The organism is Pseudomonas sp. CBS, assembly GCF_024734645.1.
Classification (GTDB): domain Bacteria; phylum Pseudomonadota; class Gammaproteobacteria; order Pseudomonadales; family Pseudomonadaceae; genus Aquipseudomonas.
Window position 1 is genome coordinate 5,057,048 of record NZ_CP102929.1, and the last position, 20,517, is coordinate 5,077,564.

Sequence of the window (20,517 nt, forward strand, 5' to 3'; positions counted from 1 at the left end):
AATCGTGGTGCGCGGGCGCTGTGATCGGGCTATGGGGCTGGATGGTGCACCAATGCGGCGCCAATCGCGGTGGCGTGTGCGCGCAGGCGCACCCTGATGGTGCCTGGCGCCCCGAGTCTTAACTATCTAATGCCTGCGTCCAGCCAAACCCTTGAAAGTGAAGCCTGCCTGGTGCCCCCGGCAACCCAGGGGCAGCGCCAGTTTTCTTAACTTCATTCAAGTGACGATGGACATGGACAGTACTCACATTCAAGACGATCAAGCGGCGAGCACGCGCAGGCCGGTTCCCCATCTGGGGCCGGCATTCGTCACCGACCACGATGCCGCCCATTGGGCGCATCAACAGATCGGCAACCGGCGCGAGACGGTATTTGGCGGGCTGGTTTTCAAGCGTGATGACGGGATGTACCTGCCAACCGTACCGGTGGCCGGGACCGCCACTGCGTTCGACTTTCAGAGCGACCTGCTCACGGTTGATGCCAACAGGAACTTCCTGGCGTACGAGGGCCACAGCGTTCACGCCCTGTACAGTTCACGCGCCGCGGATGGCACCCGGCGCGCCACGCAGATACAGCACTGGACAGACGCGCAGCGCCGCCTGGATCGCAGCTTTTTTCCCATCAATATCCTGCGCATCATCATCCAGGTGCGCATGCTGTGCACCCGTTACTACTTGTCCGGGTTCTATGGCTCGCTCATCCAGTATGAAAGCAGCGGCTCTGCGACTGAGGCCAGCTTCTTGAACAAGTTGATGGCGGCCAAGCCTGCGGCCGATTTCGACGACTACATCGCCTTTATCAATGAGACGGCCAGAGCCGGTTACCTGCGGGTCATCGTTGCCAACGCCGAGTTGGGTGGAAAGCCTGGCCAACTGCTGGCGCCGTGGACCCTCAATCAAACCCTGTCGCAAATCGGGCAGGACGCACTGGCGCCTCTCGCCAGCCCAGTCAGCCGCCGGTGGCAGGACGCGGTGCGAGCGGTCTTGCCGCCGCTGGGGTTCGCACGGCAGGAGAATCACTTTGGCTACCTGTACAAAAGCGCGTCGAACCAGTACGTGGCCGAATTTCCGTCGGATGAACTCAAGGCGGCGTTTGCGCTGACCAGTGGCAAGTTGTCACTGCCCAAAGTGCACAAAGCGGACAGTGACTTTTTGACCTTCGGTATTTACTGCTCCCTATCGCCGCAGGCGAAACCCACCGTGGCGAAGGAGTCGTGGCTGGCCGAAAATTTCTTTTCGGCTTCTGCGTTGGCTGCCGTGGCGATGATGGCGGGGACCGACGACCTGGGCTTGCACTTTTACTTGCGCGCCAACGACGGCGCGCTGCTGATGTACCACTGCACAGGCTCGCAGGCGCAGTCTCAGTTGTTCGCCAATCGCGGTGCGGATCTCGACAGGCGCCTGAAGGACGGTACCTTGAGCCCTTCCGAGTTTGTTCGGCACGTGGCCGCCGTGGGCACGCTGACGGTGGTTGAGGCCGGACGGATATGGGACTCAGCCGGGGTGGTGGGACCGCAATGGCGGGCCTTCGCGAAAGTCCATGCGTCGCTCAGCCCTGCCTTCGTCACTGTCGATGATGTCGCACGCTACCTGCATTACAAGGTGGGTTCACCCCACGGCTCCTTTCTCCAGGCTTACATCTTCAAGCGCAGCGATGGGCTGTTTGTGGCCTCCAGGCTGTCAGACCCTGACAGGTGGCTGTCGTTGTGGGGTGGGGCATTGCCCACCGACAACGCTCTGACGCGGGTCGAGCTTGAAGGGCACCAAATGGTTGGCGAGTTCAATCGACCTGTCTACGACCTGGCCGAGGTGCGTGCCAACTATCCTCAAAAAACCTCGCGACAGCTGGCGTTCCTGATCAGTACACCGTCGACTCAAGCGATCGACATGACGCTGGTTTTTTCCGATCAGATCAAGGCGCTTTACACCAGCGGAACGAACGGTACGTTGATCAAATACGCTGTCAGCGGCTCTCGGGCCGAGCGTGAATTCGGCGAGTACCTGGCGCGAGTTGAGCGCGATGGCCAAGGTGTGGCCCGCGTACAAGGTTTTGACGGCACTCGTGAAGGGCTGATCAAAGAGCTGGTAAAACTCGGTGAGTTGACGGTGCTGCTGGCGGATGAGACCTGGTTCAACGTCCAGGGCCGAGTCCCGGCCACCTGGGAACCCGAAACCCCTTTCGCCGCAGCAGCCCCCATTGATACGCCCCTGAGCTGGGTTTTCACTGACCTGGCAACTGCCGCCCGTTATGCCCATGACCGTATGCAGGCAGCGGAGGGTGGCCGGCGAGTCGGCTGTATCCTCAAACACTCGAGTGCAGAGCAGTATGTGGTCAGCGAACCTTGCGCACCGATACCCGCCGGCGAAGCCCTTTTCGTGTTGGCGAATGTTTTTGGCAATGCCGGCCTGCCGCCAGGCTTCGCCCTGCGTGGCTGGTACTGCCGCAGCGAACCGGACGCCATCGGCATCGCCGCCGAACCCTGGCTGTACGAGGCGTTTATCGACACCACGGATTTTGCCCAGGGGATTGCCGCGCTGCGCCTCCACCCCGAGAGCAATCTGGCCTTCTACCTCAGCACGGCGGACGGCGCTCAGCTGGCCTATGACGCTTCCGGCTCGGCCGAGGAAAGCCAGCTCTACCAGGTGCTGCCCGATGGCCGGGTAACGGACAACGGGCTGGGAGATGAACTGCGGGCCGCCGCCGTAACGCCCCACGAGATGATCCAAAAGGTCGCCGCCGCCGGGGCGCTGTCGGTGTTGCAACCGGGTACGTTGTGGGATGTGGCGGGGCTGGTCGCCGACACCTGGCGACCTTACGCCCTGGCACCCCGCCCGCAACTGAGCCGCGGTTTTCTCCAAATAGAGGACGCGGCACGCCACGCTCATGGGCAAATCGGCAGCTGGCGTGAGGGCGAATACTGCGGCTATATCCTGCAGCGTCCGGACGGCCTTTATGTGGCCACCGAGCCATTGCCGGCCAGTGACGCCGGGCGCTTTGCCCTGGGCGTTGTCTACCCCCAGGACGTCAAGGGCCGTTCACTGCTCCCGCCTCGTCACGTGCTGAAGGCCGTGTATGGTTCCAGCCGAGGGGTTTCGTTGCTGGAACCCGAGCGCCTGCAGCGCCCGGGCTGGTCGCGGGACGATGCCTGTCTGGAGGCGCAGATGTTCAGCGCCCTGGACGTGCACACGCTGATCCGCAATCGCCAGCGGGTGTCCGTGGCCTACCTGTCGGGCGCCGAAGATTGTTTGCTGGCGTATGACTTGGTCGACTCACCCGCCCAAGTGAGCCTGTTCAAGGCGCTCGACCCCTTGCCCCAACGCAGCCCGGCGGCCCTCAACTTGGCCAGCGGCACACTGACGGCGCAGGAATGGATCAGCCAGGTGGCGGCGGCCGGCAGCGTGCGGGTGGTGCTGGCCAACCCGTTGTGGGGCGCGCCGGGGCTGATCGCCGAACACTGGCGGCCACGCCTGCCGATACCCCGGCGCGAGCGGCCGGAGCAGATTGCCTATGGCCCGGTCTGCGCCAGTGCCGCCGACTCGGCTCGCGCACTGCACACGCGCCTGGACCATGAAGCACCGACGCAAACCGGTTTCGGTTTCATGCTCAAGCATCGCGATCAGGACGCTTTTGTCTGCTCCGAGCTTGTACCCGCCTGGGATAAGGCCGGGCTGTTCGCCTTGAACGCCGTGTTTGCCGTGGATGACGACGGCGAATTCATTTACCCGGCGGGTTATCAACTGCATGCCTTGGTTTACCGGCGCAACTGGATGCCACAGGGGCTGACCACCGCCGAACACTGGCTGGCACAGCATTTTATTTCGGCGGCGGATCTGGCCAGTGCCACCGTCGAGGCCAAGCGCCAACGGGAGACAGGCGCACTGACGGGCTTGCCGGTGTTTATCTCGACACTGGACCAGGCGCTGCTGCAGGTACAAACGCCGGTGTCATCGACGCTGTTCAACCCGGTGCGTCAGCCGTCGGGGGTCTTTGAAGACGTGCAGACCTTGATGACCAGCGGGCAGCTCTCGGCAGTCGGGTTTGTCAACGAAGTGGCGAAGTTGAGCTGGTTGAGCGTTTTGGTGCCGAGCGAATGCTGGGCGTTGGCGGGTAAGCTGGATGTCAGCCAAGCCCCATGGACCGCCTTCGCCAACTTTATGCGTCGCCCATTGAGCCCGCTGTTCAGTCATCAGGCCGATGCGGTGCGTTACGCCCACCAACAGCTGGGCACACAGCGCGACACGCTGCATGGCGGGCTGGTGTTGCAGCGCAACGGCAAGTTTGTCGCGACCCTGGCGGTGCCGGTGTTGAGTGAAGACTTCGACCCGAACGTCATCCTGCCGGGCCTGGACGTCAGCCAGGCGCTGCTGGCCCCCGGCTGGAAAATGGTTGCGCGCTACCGGTCACGTCCCGCCCGGGTGCTGGGGTTCTGGTTACCTTCCGAAGAAAACGCGGTGTATCAAAACCTGTTCTCGACCAAAGTCCTGGAGACCGCCCTGAAGTCGTGCCATCTGTGGACCCACGAATACCTGCTGACGCCCGACGGCTCACTCATCGGCTTCAGTACCCAGGATGCCGAGCGGAGCTTGCTGGACCCAGGCCAGCGCAACGAAACGACGCAGTTGCTCAGCCACCTGGAAACCTCCCTGGCCCCCAACAGCCTGGCGCTGCACGACCCTTACAGCAATGCCGTCGAGCAGCAGATGCGCAGCGGCCGCAAGACCCCCACCGAGCTGGTCAATCAGCTGGCGCGGGTGGGGACTTTGCAAGTACTGGAGGGCGGCCCGTTGTGGGGCACTGCCCAGCGTGTGCTGCCGGGCTGGATGCCCGGGCTGGCCTACGTTGCACCGCAGGCGGCGGTCCATGCCGTGGCGGATCGGCAGCTGGGCCCGGTATTCAAGCATGCCGACGACGCGGCACGCCATGGTCATCAATACGCCCATGCGCGCACTGAACTGAGCTTCGGGGTGATTCTCAAGTCCTCCGACAATGGGCATTTTGTCGCCTGTGCGCCGGTCAAGGGAGATGACCTGGGCTTTGCCCTCGACCGGGCGTTCCTGCGCGGCCAGTTGCCAATCGGGTACAGCCTGCAAGGCCTGTATCTGAGGCTCCCGCAGCGCGCAGCGCCCGAGTTGCCCCAGGCCGAAGGCTACGCGCAACTGATGGCTCCGGCCGTGGTGCTGGCGGCGCTGAGCTTTTTGCGAGTGGCACAGAGCGAGCGTTTCCTGGCGTTGTATGTGTCGTGCCCCGATGGCTCGCTGTTTCGGTATCAGGCGGTAAAGATCGATCCGGACTGGACTTCCAGCCGCCGGCAGGCGGCGTACCTGAAACACCTCAACAGTCGAGGCAGCATCGACAGCCATGTGTTGAAACTGGTGGAGTCCGGTGAGCTGCGGGTACTCGACAGCAGCCCGTTCTGGGACGCTTTATTCCCCCGGATAACGCGCCTGGCCACGACACTGGCAGTGCTCGATACCCGCCTGGCCCTGGGCCCGTTGTGCGCGCACCCGGACGATGCGGCGCGCCTGGTGTGGCAACAGGTTGTGCCGCTGGCGCACCAGCCGCGACTGGGAGCGCTGCTGGGCAATGGCGACAGCGACACCTTCATTGCCGTGCAACCGGTGGCAGACCCGGGCCCCTCGGTGGCCGTGGGGCTGCGGCCGGACACACCGGCCTACAAGGCATTGTTCGAGGGCATCATGAACCTCGGCTACCCCAGCACATCGACCCGCTACCCGGCGGGCTACAAGGTGATGGGCGTCCAGCAGTTGTTCAAACTCGACACCGAGCGCCAGCATCTGGCGGATCGCTACGAAGAAGGCCTGGCCCACAACTTCATTGCCCAGAAGGAAATCCGCGGGTTCATCGAGATGCTGCGCCAGGACAAGATCGCGGGGGCGCGTTACTACTTCACCCCGGTGCACGGCGCGTTGATTGTGTATGAGCCCAGCTATCACGCGGACGAAAGCCAGTTGCTGCGCGATGACTGGATTGACGAAAGCACGGGTGTGATGAAGGTCAAGCCCAGCGAGGTGATCCGCCGGTTGGCGACCTCGGGCAAGCTGACCATCCTGGAAACCGACCGCTTCTGGCAACCCCGCAGCCAGGTGGCGCGGCGCTTGTTGCATGCTTTCAAGCAGGCCGACCAGGGTGTTTAACGCCGCCGCATCAGCCCGATAAAAAACAGCCCGCCAATGGCCGCCGTGGCCACGCCGATGGGCAGGTCTTCGGGGGCAATCATCGTGCGGGCCGCCACATCCACCCACACCAGGAACACACTGCCCAACAGCACGCACACCGGCAGCAAACGCCGGTGTTCGGCACCCACAAGACGCCGGGCAATGTGCGGCACCATCAGCCCGACAAAGCCGATGGAGCCGCTGATGGACACCAGCACGCCGGTCATCAGCGAGGCGATCAGGAACACCTTGAGCCGCACATTGCGCGCATTCAGGCCCAGGGTCACGGCGGTCTGTTCGCCGGCCATCAGCGCATTCAACGGGCGAGCCATCCCCAGCAGCAACACCAGCCCCAGCAACACCGTGGCGAAGGGAATCGCCAGCAGTTCCCAGCGCGCCAACCCGAGGCCGCCGAGCATCCAGAACATCACCGCCGAGGCCGCGCGGTGGTCGCCCATGAACAGCAGCAAATTCGCCACCGCCATCATCACGAACGACACTGCCACCCCGCACAACAGCAGGCGGTCGCTCTCCAGGCGACCGTTGCGACTGGCCACCGCCAGCACCACGATCATGCTCAGCAACGCGCCGATGAATGCCGCGATGGGCAGGGTCAGCAGGCCGATCACTTCACCCACATGCAGTACTACGATCACCGCGCCGAGGGTGGCGCCGGAGGTCACGCCCAGCAGGTGCGGATCCGCCAGCGGGTTGCGTGTCACCGCCTGCAACACCGCACCGATCAACGCCAGCCCGGCGCCTACCAACGCGCCGAGCAGCATGCGCGGCACGCGGATCAGCCACACGATATGTTCCTGCCCCGCGCTCCAGTCCACCTCGCCAACGCCGAAGGCTTTATGCAGCAGGATCCGCCATACCACGTCCACCGGCACCCGCGCCGAGCCGAACCCCAGCGAGACCACGCATGAGATCAGCAACAACGCGCCAAGGGCACTCAGCAGCAGGGCGTAGCGACGGGTAATCATTCGCCGTGGAACCCCTTGGCCAGGGTTTCAACCGCCAGCACGTTGTCGATGCCCGGCGTGGCTTGCACGTAGGGGATCACGATAAAACGCTGGTTCTTGATCGCGTCCACCGATTGCAGCGCCGGGTTGTTCAGCAGGAACTGCTCTTTTTGATCAGCGGTGATTTCGCTGTAGTCGACGATCACGATGACTTGCGGATTGCGCTCCACCACGGTTTCCCAGTTGACCCGGGTCCAGCTGGCGTCCACGTCATCCAGAATGTTGCGCCCGCCGGCGGCATCGATCAGTGCCTGGGGCATGCCCAGGCGGCCGGAAGTCATGGCGCGGTCTTCGCCGCTGTCGTAAAGGAACACGCGGGGCTTGTCGGCCGGCAGGTTTTTCTGCACTTCGGCCACCTGTGCCTGCATCTGTGCGATCAAGGCATTCGCGCGGTCCTGCACGTCGAAGATCTTGCCCAGGTTGCGCAGGTCGTTGTAGGTGTCTTCCAGGGTGGCCGCCGGGCGCTTCATCACGAAGGCGCAGGACTCGGTCAGCTCATACACGTTGATGCCCAACGGTTGCAGGGTTTGCGGGGTGAGGTCGCCACCGACGCGCATGCCGTAGTCCCAGCCGGCGAAGAAGAAGTCGACGTTGGCATTGAGCAGGGTTTCCACCGACGGGTATTTGCTCGCCAGTTCCGGCAGGCCGTCAAGGATCTGCGCCATTTCCGGCGTCACGGACTTCCAGCCGGTGACGCCGCTGTAGCCGGCCATGTGCGACTTGAGGCCCAGGGCGAGCATCATCTGGGTCATGTTGATGTCGTGGCTGACCGCGTGTTTCGGCGCCTCGGCGAAGGTCACTTCGCGGTTGCAGCTCTTGATTTTCAGCGGGTAATGGGTCGCTTCGGCGAACGCTTGAGCAGTGCCGAGCAGCAACGCGAGAGACAGCAGGGAGCGCAGGATCATGGTTGGGTTATCCAGGTAATTCGGGGGTAGCCGGACAAGGGGTGAGTGTCGATCAATGCTTCAACGCCGAACACTTCGCGCAGTAATTCGACGGTCAGCACCTCGTGAGGTGTGCCGCTGGCGACGATGCGCCCGTGGTTGATCACGTACAGCCGATCACAGAACGCGGCGGCCAGGTTCAGGTCGTGAATGCTGGCGAGGGTGCCGATGTTCAGGCGCTTGACCCGTTGCAGCAACTGCAACTGATAGCGCGGGTCGAGGTGGTTGGTGGGTTCATCGAGGATCAGCAGTTGCGGTTGCTGGGCCAGGGCGCGGGCCAGGATCACCCGCTGTTTTTCACCGCCCGAAAGAGTAGCGAAGGCGTGGTCTTCAAAGCCCAGCAGGCCGACGGATTCGAGGGCCTGGCGGATCAGGTTGCGGTCTTCAAGGGTGTCGCTGTCGAACAGGCCCTTGTGAGGTGTGCGGCCCATGGCGACCACTTCATCCACCCGCAGGCCGAACGCATCGGGAAACTCCTGGAGCACCACGGCGATACGTTGTGCGCACCATTTCGAGGATTGCTTCCAGACGTTCTGGTGTTCCAGCAGCACCTCACCCGCAGCCGGTTTGCTGAACCGGTAGGCGCAGCGCAGCAGGCTGGTCTTGCCGCTGCCGTTGGGACCGATCAGTCCGACAAACTCACCGGCACCCACCCGCAGTCTGGCATCACGCAGTTGGAACTGGTGATGGCAGTGCTCGTGGCCGGGAGGGGCCCAGGCGAGGTCGGTGAGGTTGAGTGAGGTCATCTTTACTCTCAGGTCCAGCACAGGACAAATGTGGGAGCGGGCTTGCTCGCGAAAGCGGTGGATCAGTAACAGATACAGTGCCTGACACACCGCATTCGCGAGCCAGCCCGCTCCCACATTTGGACAGTGTTGCGTTCAGTTAGAAGGTGTAGTCCGCCGTCACGAAGAACGAGCGCGGCTCGCCCAGGATCCACTGCTGGCCGTCATTGTATTGGCTGACGGCGTAGGTGCGGTCAAACAGGTTATTCAATTGCAGGCCCAATGTCGTGTTGCGCATGGCTTTCCACGACACGCTGGCGTCGACCACGGTGTAGCTCGGCACTTCGCTGGTGTTGGCCGCGTTGGCGAAACGCGAGTCTACATAACGCACGCCGGCACCGGCGCGAACGTCGTCAGTGATGGCCTTGCTCAGCCACAGGTTGGCGGTGCGGCGCGGTACGTCGGTGGGGCGGTTGCCGTTGCGGGACACGGCCTGGCCGTTGACCACTTCAGAGAAGTCGTCGTACTGCGCACGTACGATGGCTGCGTTGGCTTGCAACTGCCAGGCGTTCGGCAGTTGCAGGTCGAGGCTGGCTTCCAGGCCGTTGGAGGATTGCTGGCCGACTTGTTCCTTGAGGGTGGTGCCTGGGATGCTCACCAACAGCTTCTTTTTGACGATGTGGTAGGCCGCCAGCGTCCATTCACCCCGCGAGTCCCAGAACGCCTGCTTGAGGCCGATCTCGGTTTGCTTGGCGGTGGACAGGCCGAACTGCTGCTGGCTCGGGCTCAGGGTAATCAGGCTGCCGACGCCGTCGGTGCTGGTGGCGTACTGGCCGTATACCGAGGTGTCCGGGGTGATCGCGTAGACCAGGCCGGCTTTCCAGTTGTTGCCGGTAAAGGTCTTGTTGGCGTCGCTGCCATCCACCAGGGAGTCACTGTCGATGTGCACGTAATCGCGGCGCACGCCGGTGATCAGTGACAGTTGATCAGTCAGTTGCAGGCGGTTTTCGGCGAACGCAGCCAGCTGTTTGGTGGTGCTGACGGACTGCGGGACGAAGGGGCTGGCGCTTTCAAACGGTTGCGGTACCGGGTGGTGGATGTCCACCGGTTGGCCGGCGTTCGTCAGGTCATCGAACGGCGAGTTGCTGGCCAGGCGAAAGCGAATGCGGTTGTACTCGACGCCCGTCACGGTCTGGCTGTCGAGGCCGAACAGGGTGTGTTTGAAGGTAAAGGTCTGGCGGTCGCCGACCTGTTCCTGGTTGTGCTTGATGCCCAGGTAGCTCTGGCGCACCAGCCCGCCGTCGACGTAGTTGTAGCTCTCGGCGTTCTGCCAGCGGCGCTGGTTTTTCAGGTAGGACAGTTCGTTGGTGGCGGTAACGTTGTCGTTGATCTGCCACTCGCTGGTCAGGCGTGTCCACTGGTCGTTGTAGTGCTGAATATCGTTGCTGACGTTGTAGTTCTTGTCCCGCAGGCCCTTGTGCAACTGGCCGTTGATCAGCGGTGTGCCGTAGTCGTTTTGCGGGGTCTGGTCGCCGTAGTCGGAGGCCAGGGTGAAGCTCAGGTTGTCCGCCGCCTGCCAGCGCAGGGCGCCGCTGACGAAGTCGCTGCCGGAGTCGCCACGGTCGATGAAGCCGTTGCTGCGCAGGCGGTTGATGTTCAGGCGATAGCTCAGGGTGTCGGTCAATGAGCCGCCGCTGTCGAGAGCTTGCTGCTGGCGGTCATAGGAGCCGTAGCCCAGGCGGATATGGTTTTCGATCTCGCCTTCGAAGGGTTTCTTCGGGAGGGTGTTGATCACCGCGCCGGTGGCGCCCTGGCCGTACATCACCGAGGCCGGGCCGCGCAGTACGTCCACCCGCTCCACGGACCAGGTGTCCACCGGAAAGGTGGACGTGCCCGCGCCATCGAACATGCGGGCGCCGTCGTACAGTTGCAGCACCGAACTCTGGCCAGTGAAACCGCGTGCCGACAACGAGGTGCCGCCGTCGCCCGGCGTGCCGGTGCGGCTGATGCCGGTGGCCCGGGAAATGGCGTCCTGCACCGTGGCATCGCCCCGGGCGCGAATCTGCTTGCCGGTCTGGCTTTCAACGCTGCCAGGGGTTTGCAAGGCAGTGAGGTTCAAGCGCGAACCTGCGGTGGTCGGGGTTTGCAGGTCGACACGCTCGTCGTCGACGGCGGGGGCGGAGACGGCACTGGCGGGAAGCGTCAGGGCCTGGGCAGTGTTTTGCAGGGCGAGCAGGCACAGGCCGGACGCAAGGTACTTGTTCATCGGACGATAAATCGCTTCTTCGAGGCGGTACTCGCCGCTGGGTGCGGCGAGTGGGGGAACGCGTTAAGTGTTACAACATAACACTTTGTGCGACGTGGGCGAAAGCCCGCGTAAGACTACATAACGCCTCTAGGTAGGGCATCTCGTCTGTTTCACGCTGAACCTGAAGCAGATTCACGTTGGCCAAACAGACGTGAAAGCACCAGGCGATCCAACGCCCAGACCACGATCAATGAGGCGCCCACCAGCGGAAAGACAATCGCCAGCCCAAGCATGATCGCCATCGCGGTTTTCCATTTCGGCAGGTCATGGCGCAGCGGTGGAACCCCCAGGCTGCCCTGTGGCCGACGCTTCCACCAGATCACCAGGCCGCTGACGGCGCTGAGCAGGATCATCAGGCAAATCAGCAGCACGATGATCTGATTGACCACGCCAAACATCTTGCCTTCGTGCAGCATCACGCCGGATTCGGTAACCCGCGCCACGCTGTTGTAGTGCTCCCAGCGCACATCGGCCAGGACCTTGCCGGAGTATTGGTCCACATGCAGGGTGGCGTCGTTACGCGGGTCGTTGGCGAACACCGCGATGGTGAATACGCCTTCGGCAGTGGTGGGGAAGGTGATGCTGTAGCCGGGCTCGACCTTGCGTGAGTTGGCGAGGTCGACCACCTGCTGCAGGCGGATACTCGGGGCTGCCGGGCCCTGGCTCATGCCGGCGTGCTTCATGTGCTCGGCATGCTCGCCGGACATCGGCATCGGGGTGTTTTCCATGGCCCACGGCACGGTCTGTTGGCTCGCCGTGTTGAGGCTGCGGGCCTGCTGGTCGGACTGCGGTACGTTGTTCCACATCGCCGCCGGGAATTTATTCCACAGTTCGGCGTATTGCTTGCCCCAGAAGCCGGTCCAGGTCATGCCGCTGAGCAGCATCACCAGCAGGAAGGCTGCGCCCCAGAAGCCGGCGACCGTATGTAAGTCCCGCCAGAACAGCCGGCCACGACTGCCCAGCCGTGGCCACAAAATGCCCGCTGCTGACTTGTTTCGCGGCCACCACAAGTACAGGCCCGAGATCACCAGCATCACACCCCAGCCGGCGGCCAGTTCCACCAGGCGATCGCCGACGGTGCCGATCATCAACTCACCATGCAGCGCACGGGCGATGGCTTGCAGGTTGTACTTGGCGTCCTGTTCGCCGAGCACGGTGCCGCGATACGGGTCGACGAATACCGTCACTTCGCGCCCGTCGTTGCGCATCACGAATTGCGCGCTGCTGGTGGCGTCGGCAGGTGGCAGGTATTTGCTGATTTTGCCTTGGGGATAGGCGGCCTGGGCGCGTTGCAGTTGTTCGTCGGCACTCAGTGCGTGTTCTGCGCTTTGCACCGTCAGCAGGTTGCCGTACATCAGGGGGTCGAGCTGGGGTTTGAACAGGTAGATGATGCCGGTCAGGGCCAGCAGCACCATGAATGGCGCGACAAACAGCCCGGCGTAGAAATGCCAACGCCAGGCCAGGTTGTAGAAGGAAATCTTGGGTGTACTCATCAGGGGCTGCTCCGCAAAGGCATCTTGTTTTTTCGTTGATGAACGCAATCCCGTAGGAGCGAGCGTGCTCGCGAAGAGCCTGAGGACGCCGCGGGCATTCATAAGCGTCGCGTTATCGTTGGCGATTTTCGCGAGCAAGCTCGCTCCTACAGAGGGCATTAGAAACTCATGTCCACCTTGGTCCAGAGCGTGCGCCCCGGTTCCTTGATGGCTTGCGGGTCATTGGCCGGGTAGCCGAACCCGGCGTTGCCGGCCAGGTTGAGGTGCTCGGCGTAAGCCTTGCCGAACAGGTTGTCGACGCCCGTGCTGACCTTGAAATTCTTGTTGATGCGATACGCCGCGTTCAGGGAGAACACGCCAAAGCCCGAGCTCTTGTCGAAGTCCTTGCCGACCACGTTGCCCTTGTTCTGGTCGATGCGGTTTTGCGCCGCGACCACCCGCCACAAAGCACCGGCACTCCAGTCGTCCTGGCTGTAGGTCAGTCCGAAGCGCGCATCCAGCGGCGGGATTTGCGGCAGCGGTTTGCCGTCGCTGCTGTTCTTGCCCCAGGCGTAGGCGAAGGTGGCATCGGCTTTCCAGTTGTCGGTCAGCTTGTATGCCGCGCCCAATTCACCGCCCATGATTCGTGCGTCGACATTGCGCGCCTGGGAAGTGGTGCCCATCATGCCCGGCCGGTAGTCGAACAGGATGAAGTCGCGCACCTGGCCGACGTAGCCCGACGCCCAGGCGTCCAGGTCTGCGGATTTGTATTGCAGGCCGAAATCCAGCTGGGTGGTTTTCTCGGGCTTCACGCCATCGAAGGCATTCACTGAACCGACCGCCCCGGTGTTGGGTGAAAACAGCTCCCAGTAATCCGGGAATCGCTCGGAGTGGCCGAGGCCTGCGTACAGGGTGGTCGGGCTGTCGGCCAGGTCGTGCTCGTAGCGCACGAAGCCCGACGGCAGGGTATCGGCGCGGGTGTTGCCGGCGGTGGGGTTGGGCCTGCTCATCATCCCGGAGCTAATGGTTTGCCGGAAATCCTTGGCAGAGGCGCGGTCGACACGGGCGCCAGTGATCAGGCGGTCGCGGTCGGCGGCGTACCAGGTCAGTTCGCCAAATACCCCGTAGTTGTGGAAGTTGGCGTCCTTGGTGCGGGGCAGGTCTTTGTAGGTGTCGACGCCCATGGCGCTGCGTTGGCGGTGCTCGTTGGTTTGCGCATCAAGGCCGCTGATCAACTGCACATCGGCCCAACGCCAGGTGGCCTTGATGCGTGCGCCGAGGGTGCGGCGGTCGACGTTGGACGCCATGGGGCCGGCCATCATCCCGGTGCCCGACGGGACGCGCAGGGTGTAGTTGTCCATCACATGATCGGCGTAGTTGTAGTAGACCTGCGCTTCGACCTTATCCAGCACTTCGCCGATATTCGACTTCTCGAATCGCAACCCGAGGCTCTCGCGCAAAAACTGCGAGCCGTCCATTCCACGTCCGGCGTAACGGGCTTCGCCGTCGCCACGGCCAGCGGTGAGTTCCAGCAGGGTGTCGGCGTCCGGGGTCCAGCCCACGGCCACGTCGCCGTTCCACTTGTCGTAGCGCGAGGCGACGGTGTTGTTGTTGCCGTCCTTGTAGTCATCGGCGTGGGCCTGGTTGCCGATCACCCGCACATACCCCAGCGGCCCGCCGGCTGCTGCGTCGATGACTTTGTCGAAGCGCCCGTTGGAGCCCGCCAGGATGCTGGCGTTGACCCGCGTGCCCAACTCGCCGAACTGCTCGGGCTCGCGTTCGAACAGGATCGTGCCCGCCGAAGCGCCGGGGCCCCAGAGCACGGTTTGCGGGCCCTTGATCACCGTCAGCTTGTCGTAGGTTTCCGGCGAGATGTAGGAGGTGGGCGCGTCCATGCGACCGGGGCAGGCGCCGAGCATCATGCTGCCATTGGTGAGGATGTTCAGGCGTGAGCCGAACATGCCCCGCAGCACCGGGTCGCCATTGGTGCCGCCGTTGCGCACCAGGGCGAAGCCGGGGATGGTCTTGAGGTAGTCGCCGCCATCGCTGGCGGGCACCGGTTGGCGCGGGTCTTTCGGGTTGGTGACGACGGTCAGCGGCGAGCTGGGGGCGATCGCGGTGATCACCGTCGGGCTCAGTTCATTGTGGTCGGCATGTTCGTCGGCGTGGGCCTGTGGAACCAGCAGCGCGCCACACAGAACGGCGAACACGGGAGTACGTCCCAAACGGGTGTCAGCAGAAAACCTGGACATGAAAAATTCCATCAATCATTCGTAAACAACACGGCCAGCAGCCTGCGGCTGTCTGTCTAAAGTCGGCCGGGGTGAAGTAACGGTGTGAAGTGCTTACGCGATGACGGGCGGGGCGCGGCTACGGGCGCCGGGGAAGACGGCTTGCCGGGCATGGCCCAGGCGTGGGGCGGGGGTGAGCGCATTGGCGGGTGGCGGGCTGCCAAGGGTGACAAACGACACACTGCCAGGCAGCGCCGGGCAACTGAAAAGCAGGCTGCAATAGCCGCACTTTTCCCAGAGCACGTGGTGTTCGTCGGGGGCCTTGTTGTGTTCGGCTGGGGGCTTTGCGTCGCTATGGCAACTCGGGCCGTCCATGGGCATTTCCATGGACATGCCGGCGTGATGATCCATCGGCATCGCTTGGGAAATCAGCGGACCGATAAAGATCATCAGCATGGCGAACAGGCTGATCCAGCTGCCGCGCATAAGGCCTACAGGCTTACGGCGGTGCGGGGACAACCTGGCGCGTGGGGCGCCCATCAAGGTTTATCTACTGGGCGTGCATGTGCTCGTGGCCGGCCATGGGCGGTTGCTTCTGCACCGACACTTCCACTTTTACAGGCCCGGCTTTCTCGAAATTCAGGGTCAGCGGGAAATGCTGGCCGTCGCGCAAAACGCTGCGGTCCTTCAGGTCCAGCAGCATCACGTGGTAGGCCATGGGGGCGAATGTGAGGTTACCTTTGGCCGGTACCGTGACGCTGGTCACCTGCTGCATCTTCATCAGGTCGCCTTGCATCACATGCTCATGCAACTCGGCCTTGGCGGCCACGGGCGTGTCGACGCTGAGCAGGCGATCCGCATGTTCGCCCTGGTTATGAATCACGAAATACGCGGCGACGGTCGGCGCGTTGGGCGGCAGTTCCTGGGACCAGGGTTCGCTGACCTCCAGTTCGCCGACCTTGAAGTCTTCGGCATTGGCGGCAGCACACACCGGCAGCAACAACGCAGCCAGAAGCAGGGAAGATTTGAGCATGGCAGTTCTCCAGAACGGTTCTAAACGCAGTTCACTTGCGAAGAAATCAGACCGTTGGAGAGGCGCGGGGGTTGAGGCTCGGCCATTGCTGGCGCGGGGTGGGGGATTGCAACGACGGCGGCGGCAGGTCTTGCACCGCGTCGAATCTTGCGAAATACAGTGTTGGTGAGTGCCCCGGCAACGCCACTAATGGCGCCGAGCCCGAGCAGCACCAGCAATGCTGCATGGTGGAGTGATCGTCCTGCTGCGGCGCCGGTATCTCCAGCTTGCCCAGGGCAATAGCTGTCAGTTTCGTGCCGTTGGAGGAGCAGAAACTGCCCCACAGCAATTGCTTGACCGGGTCATCCGCCTGCTGCATCGCGCTCGCCAGCGGCATGGCAAAGGCGTTGAACAGCACTGCAAGGCAGGCGATCCAGGCAATTGCAAAGCGTTGACGGGCCATGGCGGACAATCCGTAGGGTTAAACGATCAGGTGGGTATTTAGCCTGATCGGGGAGGATAAGTAAAAAGGGGCGGTGTGGTTTGGTGTCGCAGTGCTGGGTTTGAGGATAGACGGGAACTGAGGGATTGTATTCGGCTATTGCCTGGTATTCAGCCTGCGGGTTGCTCGGGCAATGGTCTCTCCCGCTGTGCTGACCAATGAGCCATCGCCTGGGTCTTCTTCGATGCAGGCTTCCAGATAAGCGTCGATCTCTTCTTGTGTGCGTAGATGGTTGGCAGCATCGAAGCGCGTGAACTGTGTCTTTGTGTCAGGCAGGCATTGGGCTTTTTCCAGCCATTGGTTTAATCGTGCTGCGACGTCGGGCTCATCTGATTTCAATGTGTCCGCTTCAAGGCCAAGCGCGTGCGCAAGCTCGGGATTCGCGATTATGTGTTTGATAATCGTATGTTCAGCAGGTCGAGTTAAGCGTCGGGGACGGGATTTTTCAGTCATGCGATGAACCTTATGTTTAACGTCGGTGGACGAAATGTTGAAGATCATCGCCAAGGGAATACTTATTCTGGTAGTCAGCGGGTTCTGGTGTCTGTGTAGGCAGCTTCTCATTGGGCCTCCATGCAACCCGGATACGGGAATGCTCCACAGAAATTTCCGACAGTGATTTGAGGTTGTCCCTAGGAAACTCAATCTCTAGTCTCCGAACACCACTGCAAACTCAGTGGTCGGGCGTCGCGGCCCGGATTTCTTCAGACGCAAAAGCGTCATCGTGTCCTTTCAGTTGGCGCTTTTTTATCGTCTACTGTGCGGCGCTATGGTGGCTGTGCGCGGGATACCTTCGGGTATGCCGGTGTTCTGGAGAGCCGGTCCGCGAACCCGCGTTCAGCTACCACCCCCATCGCATCGCGGCGATCAGTGGTAGCTCCTTTGTACTTCTCCGGAGCTTCACAATGATTAAACCTACCCCTAACCCCCCCTTTCGGCTGTTCACCGTAGCCGACGGAATCAGCACCGAAGACCTGTTGGTCAACCTCATTGAAACACTCGCTTCGGCCAACGCGCTGAGTTGCGACTTGGCGTTTAGCCTGGAAGGATCGAAGCGAGAGGAGTTGTTGGGCGTCGCTCAGTTGATCGAGCTGGCGGAGTTACTGGCTGATCGGGTGCACGAAGGTGGCGGAAAACGCATTTAACACTTCGATGATCGATCGTTCCTGCGCTGATGTGTGGGAATGATCCCGTGAGACGCCTTTAAACGTCCCAGCTTGCTTCCCGTATGTGATTGAAGTTCACGACATCTACGCTGTGCTGATGAGCAAATCCAGCGACTCTTAGGTCATCTGTCAAAACTAGATAATTATCTTTGGCTGCACAGATAATACCGACGTCGGTAAGTCCGTAGGGCGACAGCTCATAATCGCAACTTATATCAAGAGCAGGGCAGTGAATCTCAATGACTGTCGATAATGATTTTTTTAATGTTGCGTAGAAGTCGTGTAGCTTGCTCCCATAAAGCCCGTTTGTAAGGTTGCTGACTTCCGCAAGTATATGAGGAGTTGAAATAAGCTTTTCGAATTGATCAATCACGTTAAGCAGAAGTTTGTAATCTTTGGCGGTGTACCCGCTTGTTCTTTTGAAGCCTGCAATACTGGGTGTGCCTCCGATCAGTGCCAAGAGCAGCAGGTTAGTGTCGACTATGATTCCTTTTCTTCGATATTGCCGGATATATGTTTCGATCATACTTCGCGGATCTTCATGGAGCGGAACTCGCCAGTCTCCGAGTCAATGAAGAATGTTTTATATTTTCTTGCGTACATTTGTCCCGCTAAAGATGCGCCTAATCGTTCATATTTATCAGGGGCTGGAACATTGAAGCCAAGTGTTATTGCCCACGTTTTGTCGCCTGGGTTTAACTCGACTTCCTCAAGCATCAAGTCCTGAAGTACTGTTTCCTGGCCGAGAAAGTCATTGGCTGCTGCCTTGGCAACTTGCACGGCTTCTTTGACGTCTATCATGTCAGCTCCTGAATAGAATTGAGTCTGGCTTGAACTGTTTCTGGAGTGTAGCACTTCATGTTGTGGATTCATCGCCGTCCCTTTAGTCACAAATAGAGTTGATAGAGGTGGGCGATGATCCTGATCTATCGAATGAAATCTGCCAATAACTCGATTGTTTCTGCGGGCGACAAAAGCTCCTGATCCACCGCCACCAACACCGGCCGCCTCAACACCAACACCGGCACCCCCCGCTCCCGTGCCACTTCCAGCTTCGGCTCGGTAGCCGTGCTGCCGCTGTTCTTGCTGATCAGCACATCAATCTGCCGTCGCTCAAACAATGCCCGCTCATCCTCGATCAAAAACGGCCCACGGGCGCCGATCACTTCGCAGCGTTCATTGCCGGGGTACACATCCAGTGCGCGCAGCGTCCAGAACTGCTCGGCGGGGATTTCGTCGAGGTGTTGCAACGGTTCACGGCCCAGCGTGAACAGTGGTCGCTTGAAGGGTTTCAGGGCTTCAATCAACTCCGCCCAGTCACTGACTTCGCGCCAGTCATCACCGGGCTGTGGCTGCCACGCCGGGCGGCGCAGGGCCCAGCAGGGAATGCCACACACACACGCGGCACGGGCGGCGTTGGCGCTGATCTGTGCGGCATACGGATGGGTCGCGTCCAGCACCAGCTCGATACCTTCATCGCGAATGAACTGCGCCAAACCTTCCGCGCCGCCATAGCCACCGACGCGCACCTGGCACGTAAGGTCGGTGGGAACGCGGCCAACACCCGCCAGGCTGTAGATATGCTCGGGGCCCAGCGTGCGGGCAATGGCCAGGGCTTCCGTCACGCCGCCCAGCAGCAGAATGCGTTTCATAGCGGCTTGATCACTTCCAGCAGGGTGATCGGCAGCGCCTGGCGCCAGGTGTCAAAGTCCCCCAGCGGTTGGGCCTGGGCCACATGAATGCGGGTCAGCTCGCCGCCGTGTTGTTCGCGCCAGGCCATCAGGGTCATTTCGCTTTGCAGGGTCACGGCGTTGGCCACCAGCCGGCCGCCGGGGCGCAGGTGTTGCCAGCAGGTGTCGAGCACGCCGTCGCGGGTGACGCCGCCGCCGATGAAGATGGCGTCGGGCGCTTCCAGGCCTGCAAGTGCGTGGGGCGCGGTGCCGCGAATCAACTGCAGGCCTGGGACGCCGAGTGCGTCACGGTTGTGTTCGATCAACAGTTGCCGACCTTCGTCGGCTTCGATCGCCAGCGCTCGGCAACTGGGGTGGGCGCGCATCCATTCGATCCCGATGGAGCCACTGCCCGCGCCCACGTCCCACAGCAGTTCACCGGGCATCGGCGCGAGGCGGGCGAGGGTCATGGCGCGCACGTCGCGCTTGGTCAGTTGGCCGTCGTGCCTGAAGGCCGAGTCCGGCAGCCCTGCTAGGCGTGACAGGCGCGCTGTGTTGGCGTCGGCCACGCAGTCGATGGCCACCAGGTTCAAGGCCGCAATCGGTTCACCTGGCCAATCCCGGGCGATGCCGTCGATGCGCCGCTCATCCGGTCCGCCGAGGTGTTCAAACACACTCAGGCGACTTGCGCCAAACCCGCGCTCAGCCAACTGTTCAGCCATCGCCGCCGGGCTCTGGCCATCATTGCTCAACACCAGCAAACGCAGGCCGCTGGCCAGGTGCGCATTCAGCGCTGCCAACGGCCGGGCAACCACCGACAGCGTCACCACGTCCTGCAATGGCCAGCCCAAACGTGCCGCCGCCAATGACACGGAAGAGGGCGCCGGCAGGATCAGCAGCTCATCGGCCGGCACCTGCCGCGCCAGGCTCGCGCCTACGCCATAGAACATCGGGTCGCCGCTGGCCAGCACGCACACCGCTTCACCACGCCTGGCCAGCACCGGTTCCAGGGAAAACGGGCTTGGCCACAGCTGGCGTTCGCCACGGATACACACCGGCAACAAGTCCAGCTGGCGTTGGCCGCCAACAATGCGCGAGGCGCGCAACAAGGCGTGCCGGGCATTTCTGCCCAGGCCCTTGAAGCCGTCTTCACCGATGCCTACTACCGTCAGCCAGGGCGACATATGAATTCCTTGAACGACATCCGACGGGCAGGCTTTTCATGCCGCCGGACAAAGCAGGCATAATACCGCGCCTTTACCCGTGAACCGGTAGCCCTGTGAAACC

At 62.0% G+C, this 20,517-nt stretch carries 16 protein-coding genes; 2 read left to right on the forward strand and 14 right to left on the reverse strand.

What is annotated here, in order from left to right:
• Positions 1-232: 232 nt before the first annotated feature.
• Positions 233-6,154, forward strand: a complete 5,922-nt coding sequence (locus NVB75_RS23080) for a DUF4329 domain-containing protein (protein ID WP_258343476.1) — start codon at positions 233-235, stop codon at positions 6,152-6,154.
• On the opposite strand, the gene NVB75_RS23085 is transcribed toward NVB75_RS23080, so the two are convergent.
• The 10 genes from NVB75_RS23085 to NVB75_RS23130 all read right to left on the reverse strand — a co-directional run bounded on the left by NVB75_RS23085 (position 6,151) and on the right by NVB75_RS23130 (position 16,847).
• Complete coding sequence (locus NVB75_RS23085; protein ID WP_003217368.1) at positions 6,151-7,161, reverse strand: iron ABC transporter permease; 1,011 nt, start codon at positions 7,159-7,161, stop codon at positions 6,151-6,153. The genes NVB75_RS23080 and NVB75_RS23085 overlap by 4 nt on opposite strands.
• Positions 7,158-8,105, reverse strand: a complete 948-nt coding sequence (locus NVB75_RS23090) for an ABC transporter substrate-binding protein (RefSeq protein ID WP_167664851.1) — start codon at positions 8,103-8,105, stop codon at positions 7,158-7,160. The genes NVB75_RS23085 and NVB75_RS23090 overlap by 4 nt, the downstream gene beginning before the upstream one ends.
• Positions 8,102-8,890, reverse strand: a complete 789-nt coding sequence (locus tag NVB75_RS23095) for an ABC transporter ATP-binding protein (RefSeq protein WP_258343480.1) — start codon at positions 8,888-8,890, stop codon at positions 8,102-8,104. The genes NVB75_RS23090 and NVB75_RS23095 overlap by 4 nt, the downstream gene beginning before the upstream one ends.
• 139 nt (positions 8,891-9,029) lie before the next feature.
• Positions 9,030-11,135, reverse strand: coding sequence for a TonB-dependent siderophore receptor (locus tag NVB75_RS23100; protein ID WP_258343482.1), 2,106 nt, complete (start codon positions 11,133-11,135; stop codon positions 9,030-9,032).
• 152 nt (positions 11,136-11,287) lie between these two features.
• Positions 11,288-12,670, reverse strand: a complete 1,383-nt coding sequence (locus NVB75_RS23105) for a PepSY domain-containing protein (protein WP_258343484.1) — start codon at positions 12,668-12,670, stop codon at positions 11,288-11,290.
• A gap of 158 nt (positions 12,671-12,828) precedes the next feature.
• Positions 12,829-14,901 (reverse strand): TonB-dependent copper receptor, encoded by a 2,073-nt coding sequence (locus tag NVB75_RS23110; RefSeq protein WP_258343486.1) that lies wholly within the window; start codon positions 14,899-14,901, stop codon positions 12,829-12,831.
• 93 nt (positions 14,902-14,994) lie between these two features.
• Entirely contained in the window at positions 14,995-15,366 is a 372-nt protein-coding gene (locus NVB75_RS23115; RefSeq protein ID WP_258343488.1) for a DUF2946 domain-containing protein, read from the reverse strand.
• Positions 15,367-15,430: 64 nt separating this feature from the next.
• A complete protein-coding gene (locus tag NVB75_RS23120) occupies positions 15,431-15,913 on the reverse strand; it encodes a copper chaperone PCu(A)C (protein ID WP_258343490.1) in 483 nt (160 codons plus the stop codon).
• A 46-nt stretch (positions 15,914-15,959) separates the two neighbouring features.
• Entirely contained in the window at positions 15,960-16,355 is a 396-nt protein-coding gene (locus NVB75_RS23125) for a DUF2946 domain-containing protein (RefSeq protein ID WP_076017992.1), read from the reverse strand.
• A gap of 135 nt (positions 16,356-16,490) precedes the next feature.
• Complete coding sequence (locus NVB75_RS23130) at positions 16,491-16,847, reverse strand: DNA-binding protein (RefSeq protein ID WP_258343491.1); 357 nt, start codon at positions 16,845-16,847, stop codon at positions 16,491-16,493.
• A gap of 452 nt (positions 16,848-17,299) precedes the next feature.
• On the opposite strand from NVB75_RS23130, the gene NVB75_RS23135 reads away from it, so the two are divergent.
• Positions 17,300-17,539: a DUF6124 family protein gene (locus NVB75_RS23135; RefSeq protein ID WP_003217349.1), complete on the forward strand. Its 240-nt coding sequence runs from the start codon at positions 17,300-17,302 to the stop codon at positions 17,537-17,539.
• A 58-nt stretch (positions 17,540-17,597) separates the two neighbouring features.
• Here NVB75_RS23135 and NVB75_RS23140 read toward each other — a convergent pair whose 3' ends face one another.
• The 4 genes from NVB75_RS23140 to cbiE all read right to left on the reverse strand — a co-directional run bounded on the left by NVB75_RS23140 (position 17,598) and on the right by cbiE (position 20,414).
• A complete protein-coding gene (locus tag NVB75_RS23140) occupies positions 17,598-18,086 on the reverse strand; it encodes a PIN domain-containing protein (protein WP_003217347.1) in 489 nt (162 codons plus the stop codon).
• Positions 18,083-18,361 (reverse strand): hypothetical protein, encoded by a 279-nt coding sequence (locus NVB75_RS23145; protein ID WP_076017990.1) that lies wholly within the window; start codon positions 18,359-18,361, stop codon positions 18,083-18,085. Before NVB75_RS23145 ends, NVB75_RS23140 begins: the two co-directional genes overlap by 4 nt.
• 125 nt (positions 18,362-18,486) lie before the next feature.
• Positions 18,487-19,212 carry a cobalt-precorrin-6A reductase gene (locus tag NVB75_RS23150; protein ID WP_258343492.1) on the reverse strand — a complete coding sequence of 242 codons (726 nt, stop codon included), beginning with the start codon at positions 19,210-19,212 and terminating at the stop codon, positions 18,487-18,489.
• Positions 19,209-20,414 (reverse strand): precorrin-6y C5,15-methyltransferase (decarboxylating) subunit CbiE, encoded by a 1,206-nt coding sequence (cbiE, locus tag NVB75_RS23155; RefSeq protein ID WP_258343493.1) that lies wholly within the window; start codon positions 20,412-20,414, stop codon positions 19,209-19,211. Before cbiE ends, NVB75_RS23150 begins: the two co-directional genes overlap by 4 nt.
• Positions 20,415-20,517: the final 103 nt, after the last annotated feature.